The organism is Brevinema andersonii, assembly GCF_900112165.1.
GTDB lineage: Bacteria > Spirochaetota > Brevinematia > Brevinematales > Brevinemataceae > Brevinema > Brevinema andersonii.
The window spans coordinates 25,756-31,969 of sequence record NZ_FOKY01000012.1 but is presented as its reverse complement, the minus strand read 5'-3'; the positions used below and the strand labels follow the sequence as shown (position 1 = coordinate 31,969).

The window sequence follows — 6,214 nt, the reverse complement described above, 5'->3', positions numbered from 1 at the left end:
AGCAACAATACTACACTTTATATAATACCAAAATATAATACAAAAGTCAACCTACCCAAAACCAAAGTTGTCTTTTCTATAAAAATATTATAAAAAAGCTCCTAAAATAATTTATTGCAATTTTCTGGCATATCATTTAAAATTGTAAGAAGGCAGGAGGAGGATCACATGCCGGAGCGAATTACTTCAAGAATTCAAAGTATTAACGATAGAATTAAGGAAATCGAAAAATTCAACAAAGTAGCTTCTACAAGACAAAAAAATATACCTAAACAAAAAAAAACAGAAACTACAAAATTTTCTGACATCCTCAAAGAAGTTATGGACTCAAAATCCCTTCAAACAAATTCCATCTTCAGTGATTCTTCTCTCACAGAAAACAAACTTTTAGATAATAAAATAGATTCATTAGGGAATATGTACCAGCAGTTGAATTCTACTACCAATAGCAACTCAAATTGGAACAATATAATTGTACAAGCAGGTAAAAAATATAATCTCGACCCGAATTTAATCCGGGCTATTATTCAAGTTGAATCCGGTTATGATCCGAATGCCATTTCCCATGCCGGAGCTCAAGGCCTAATGCAGCTCATGCCAGATACCGCCAAAGATATGAACGTTACAAACGTTTTCAATCCTGAGGAAAATATTTTCGGAGGCACGCGTTACTTCCGGGAAATGCTCGACCGATACCGTGGGGATTTAGTCAAAGCTCTAGCAGCTTACAACGCAGGCCCCGAAGCCGTAGATAAAGCACGCGGCATTCCTAATTATACTGAAACACAATTATATGTACCGCGCGTTTTGAACGCTTACCATGCCATCAACAAAGAGGAATAATATGCAGATTTGGTACAAAGTTTTCCTTTTGCTGCTGTTGAACGTTGCAATTGCAGGATTTGCGCTGTATTTTTTCGATTTTATGCGCATTATCGATTACCGCACGCTTTTTGCAGACACTGCGAAATTAACACTAAAAGTTTCACACAAAATAGAAGATCCTTTGTTGCTGGAAAAAGAAGAGCTCAACAAAAAATGGGAACTGCTGGCCATCAAAGAAACAGAAATTTCCAACAAAAATTCGTCACTTGAGTTGAATATTCTTGCTTTAGACGGAGAAAAAAATAAACTGCTAGAAGAAAGAGAAGCTTTTCTCAATGAACAAGCCGCTGCTGCACTCAAAAAAGAAGAAGAAAGCGCTTACGACAAACGTATCGCAGAAATTGCAGTACAAATAGCAGGAATGCCTCCTCAAACGGCTGCTGAAATTTTGAATTTGCAAGATGATTTACAGGTAGTAGACACTTTCCGAAAAATGGACGAACTTGCTGCAATGAACGGTCAAGCTTCTACAGTTCCGTTTTTACTGACTCTGTTGAACCGCGAAAAAGCAGCTCGGGTTCAAGCCTTGATGCTTGCAGCTGCACAGTGACATGACGACACAAACTGTTTTTTCCTTAGAAGAACTTTATCGATTTTCTCTGCTGCTGCTTGAGCCAGAAATCCCAAAAACTATCGTGCTTCAAGGAGAGCTCGGCTCTGGAAAAACGTCTTTTGTGCGGTGTTTTCTTCAACAGTTCGGGCTACAACAAGAAGTTACAAGTCCTACATTCACGCTGATGAACATTTACAGCAATCATGAAATTATCATTCATCATTTTGATTTATACCGCATCAATAATGCCGCCGAAGCCAGCGAATGGGGATTTGAAGAATTTGTCCGCGACTGCGATTATGCGTTTATCGAATGGGCAGAACGCGCCCAAGAACTAATTCCTACACCTCATACGTTTGTCCAGTTGGAGTACGGTTCGTCCCCGGAAGCCCGGCTTGTCAGCTTGAGTATCCGGAATTAACTTTCACAGCTGAAACAACATTCCAAATCCACAGTGCCAAAGCTGCTGCTGCAGATACTAAAATAACAATCCGGGAAAATAGCAGACCTTCAACTGGGCGATGGTAGAATACTTCCAAACGCTGCGTACCTGCAGGAATAAAAACTGCCTGCTGGATACCATTCACAGGAATCAACGAAACATCTTCTCCATCAAGAAGCGCTGTCCAACCCTTATCAGCCAAGTCACCAAAATATAAAATTTTATCATCATCAAAACCTAATGTTACTTCATAGCCGTTGTAAGCGGTACGTTCTACTTGTGGAACCGTATGATTTCCAGCAGGAGCTTCGGGAAGTTCGCCCGTATCCTCAGCAACAGGTCTGAAATTGCGAACATTTTTCAACTCATTAGCCAAATCTTGATATATGTACAAGTCATAAACAAGCTTGACACCATCGAAAAGAGCAAAACGCGGAAGAGTTTCCCGAAGCTCGTAGACGGACACAAAACTAGCAATACCCTGAAGATTAGTAATAAAAATAGCATCTGCTTGCAGATTTTGGGCAAAAATCTCTTCTATTTGGCTACCTACTAGCAGGTACTTGACATTGCCAAGAAACCATAGCCGTTTGTTCATTTCCCAGATCGAATCGTTACTATCAAAAGCTTCGATACTGTCAAAAGAGCTTTTGAAAAAATTTTTATAGCCCTCATCCAGACGCGAAATAGGAATACGCCCAAATGAATTGATATCAAAATATGGAAAAGCATACGTAAGATCATAATTATTTTCAGGGTAAAGACCCTGCTCGATAACCGTACCGATTGGTGCAGGAGATTCAGTAAGGTTTGGCAAGTAAAGACTGCCCGAAATCCTGTAACGCGGATCCTGATTTTTCAGCAGAAAATCAATTAGAGGTGTTTTTGGATAGAACTGTGCTTCATCGACATACGTACGCTCGATATAAAATCGATTAGACATATACAAGTTCCAGCAAGCTAGCACTAATACTCCAAGTGGTAAAAATTTGGCATACTGCCTTTTAAAATAAGCCACCAAAAATAACGCCCATGTAGCTAAAAACAGTACTGACATATTAAGCACGGAATTAATACGTCCAGAAAGTGCTGCATCGACAAGATTTCTGTCGCGACCGAGAACTTTGCGAATAGAGGAAGTTTCACCCCCTTTAGTAGCAATCAGCACCGCCAGCCACAGTAACGACAAAGCCGCAACCGCAGTTATAGCATAAAATACGGCTTTTTTGGTTTTTTCTTTATCGGAGCCTGCTAAAAGAGTTCTCACAGCATCCAGCCCAATCGCCGCAGCAATGCTCCAGCTTAATCCTGTGATGCTAAGGAATTTCGCAGGGACACGAAGCTTATTCATACCAGGCAGATGATACCACAACCAGTAAAACGGCGTACCCGGAAAATATTTGCCAAATGACAGCAGTAGCGCAGCTAATCCCGCAATGATGAAAAATCGAGCATTTCTATTGTTTTTCCATGCAAAAACAACTGCAAATATCAGAAATACAACCACAAAAAATCCTAGCGAATCGGTATTGCCCGATAAAGGTTTATCACCGTAGTAGGGAAATAAAGGCTCGGTTGTGCTGAGTCCGTGATAACCAAACGCCAGCGAATCGAGTAGTTCGGCAGGAGGAAACGACCAACCTGTTGAGAATTCCCATGAACCTTCATTGGCAATAAATTCCGAATTTGACCAAAATTTTAAAGTCGGCATAAAAATAAGCAGCCCAACAACAGGTATGGCAATCAAATAGGAAAATATTTCCTTAAACCCTCCTTTCGAAAAAAAAGGCGGCTTAAAAGAGATGCTATTATTTTGAAAAAGCAGAAATAATATCCACGCTCCACCCAGAACAGTGCCATATATGGCACGTTGAGGCTCACCGAGCATCATCTCTGCCCAAAAAATCCCAGCCCAGATAGCAGACAAAGCTCTGACAAACGGAGATTTAGTTTTTCCATCGGCAATTATGGTGAGACTGAGCAGAAATCCTGGTGTCATAGGAATCGCAGAAATCGCCGGGGCATGCCCGCTATAGACTAGAGACAAAACATGTGGCAAAAAGGTATATGAAATTGCACCAAACAAAGCTGGTAAAGTGCCTATGCTCAAACGCTTGATAAGAGAGCAGGTTAAAAATCCAGACAACACCAATGCAATAATATAAACCCATACAACATAAGGTTTACCAGTGACAGCAAGAACCGTAGTATAGAGGTCAGGATTAGGAACATTAAAAATATAGCCTAACCAATAGACTGGAAAAAAGTGATAGCCCTGACCAGACTGCAGAGAACGAAGCAGCATCATACGCATGGAAACATTATCATCAGTGCCTTGAAGAATAAGTCCAGAAAAACTTTCACGAAAAAGCAAAGCAATCATAACTGTTAAAATCGTTCCTAAAAAAAGATAAATACCATATTGTTTTGCTAATTTTTGCATAATTTTCCTTCTAATTTTTTTATATCATGAATATTTTTTTCTTTTTTGTCAATTTAAGGACTTGTAAATTATTAGAAATTATGTTAAATTATGTTATATTATTAGGGAGAAATCTTAAAAGGACATAAAATGAAAAAAATATTTTTACCAGCATTGATTTTTCTAGCATTTGCAGCATGCAATAATAATTATTATGAATACAAACTGCGCAGAGAAATGCACCGGCAACAGATGCAGATGCTTAAACAACAAAGTCAGCAGATAAATAGTGGACAACAACCTACTTTCAGGCAACAACAATTTGCAGATTTAGAACGATGTTACCAAAAACTCGAAAGAAAAGTTCAATCTATGTTTAATCGATAAATAATCGGAGTATTGTGTGATAGGGGTTATCGGCGCAATGCCGGAAGAAATTGAATTAATAAAAAAAAATATGTCCGAAATTAATACTCAAACAATAGGGTCGATGCAATATCATATAGGCAAAATTTATGATGAACCTGTAGTTTTGTGCCTTTCCGGCATAGGAAAAGCTAATGCAGCGGCAGCAGCTACTATTCTTATCCACGTTTTCAAAGCTCAAGCCCTTATATTTACAGGGGTTGCCGGGGGAGTACAGCCTCATTTGAACATTGGAGATATTGTTATCGGGACCGATTTTTTATATCATGATTTTGACGCTCAAGCATTAGGTTATACAATTTCCGAAATTCCTGACGAAAAAATTTCCTTATTTCCTGCTAACACCTTTATTTCAGAAATAGTATTAGAAATTGCACGAAAAGCTTTTGGTAGTCATTGTATTCACTACGGCAGAATCATCAGCGGCGATCAATTTGTTGCCGATAACGAAAAAATAATTTTCTTTCGAGAACAATTCAACGCATTTGCAGTTGATATGGAAAGCGCTGCTGTAGCCCACATTGCTTACAAGAACAACATCCCATGCTGTATTATCCGGTCTGTCAGCGACAAAGCAGACAGCAATGCTTCCACTACTTACGACAATTTTTTTGTCGGGGCCGCTCAAAAATCATCATATATCGTTATGCAGATTATCAAGCAGGGTGATTTTCGAGTCCTTTTCAATGAACTTTAAAGGAATATAATATGACAAACCCAGTTATAGAAACCTTACTCAACCATCGGACAGTTCTATTATTCGATCCGAACAAAGCTGTGCCTCAAGAAATCCTTGATGATATCATTAAAGCAACACAACAAGCTCCTACCGCTATTAGCGGACAGCAATATTCAATTATTGTAATCCGGGAAAAGGAAAAACGCCAATTTATTATGGAATTCGCTAAAGGCCGTGGCGGTTTTCAGCAGCATATTACCGACTCTCCTGTTTTTTTATTGTTTGTCATCGATTTTTACAAAGCGTCTCTGATAAGTAAAAAAGAAAACATCCCTCTCAAAATTACGGATTCTATAGAAGGGATTCTTGCAGGGTCAGTGGACGTAGGAATTGCACTAGGAACAGCAGTTGCGGCAGCCAAAAGTTTTGGGTTAGGTACTGTTTGCATCGGAGCTATCAGAAATCATGATTTAACCGCTCTCATCAGCGAATTCCGATTGCCTAAGTATACATTTCCGTTGGTAGGGCTATGCATTGGATATCCAACGGAAGAAGGCAAAAAAATTAAAATTCATCCGCGCCTTCCCTTGAAAACATTTGCTCATCAAGAATATTACAATACCGAAGTCTTTGATGATTTCGATGCGGTTTTGAATCAATACAACCGTCAAATTGCTGATCATGGTAAAAAATTAGGCACTGCATCATCATGGACGGAATTTGTTGCACAAATTTATGGAAACAACTTTCCTATACATTTGATTCAAAATTTCTGTAATCAACATTTCAGCATATAAAAGAGGAACA

The 6,214-nt window shown here is 39.0% G+C and carries 7 protein-coding genes; 6 read left to right on the top strand and 1 reads right to left on the bottom strand.

Annotation, left to right across the window (positions count from 1 at the left end):
- The first annotated feature begins 168 nt into the window (after positions 1–168).
- From BM018_RS05570 to tsaE, 3 genes are read left to right on the top strand one after another with little or no spacing between them, the layout of a single operon-like run.
- The gene (locus BM018_RS05570; protein WP_092319465.1) at positions 169–843 is read left to right on the top strand and encodes a lytic transglycosylase domain-containing protein; all 675 of its coding nucleotides are present in this window, start codon (positions 169–171) and stop codon (positions 841–843) included.
- Position 844: 1 nt separating this feature from the next.
- On the top strand, positions 845–1,435 hold the full coding sequence (locus BM018_RS05565) for a periplasmic-type flagellar collar protein FlbB (RefSeq protein WP_092319463.1): 591 nt from the start codon (positions 845–847) through the stop codon (positions 1,433–1,435).
- A gap of 1 nt (position 1,436) precedes the next feature.
- Positions 1,437–1,859: a tRNA (adenosine(37)-N6)-threonylcarbamoyltransferase complex ATPase subunit type 1 TsaE gene (gene tsaE, locus BM018_RS05560; protein ID WP_092319461.1), complete on the top strand. Its 423-nt coding sequence runs from the start codon at positions 1,437–1,439 to the stop codon at positions 1,857–1,859.
- Here tsaE and BM018_RS05555 read toward each other — a convergent pair.
- The gene (locus BM018_RS05555; protein ID WP_092319459.1) at positions 1,837–4,323 is read right to left on the bottom strand and encodes a hypothetical protein; all 2,487 of its coding nucleotides are present in this window, start codon (positions 4,321–4,323) and stop codon (positions 1,837–1,839) included. The genes tsaE and BM018_RS05555 overlap by 23 nt on opposite strands.
- Before the next feature lie 129 nt (positions 4,324–4,452).
- On the opposite strand from BM018_RS05555, the gene BM018_RS05550 reads away from it, so the two are divergent.
- From BM018_RS05550 to BM018_RS05540, 3 genes are read left to right on the top strand one after another with little or no spacing between them, the layout of a single operon-like run.
- Positions 4,453–4,689, top strand: coding sequence for a hypothetical protein (locus BM018_RS05550; protein WP_092319457.1), 237 nt, complete (start codon positions 4,453–4,455; stop codon positions 4,687–4,689).
- Positions 4,690–4,705: 16 nt separating this feature from the next.
- Positions 4,706–5,425, top strand: a complete 720-nt coding sequence (locus BM018_RS05545) for a 5'-methylthioadenosine/adenosylhomocysteine nucleosidase (protein ID WP_092319455.1) — start codon at positions 4,706–4,708, stop codon at positions 5,423–5,425.
- 11 nt (positions 5,426–5,436) lie between these two features.
- Entirely contained in the window at positions 5,437–6,204 is a 768-nt protein-coding gene (locus BM018_RS05540) for a nitroreductase family protein (protein ID WP_092319453.1), read from the top strand.
- The last annotated feature ends 10 nt before the right edge of the window (positions 6,205–6,214 follow it).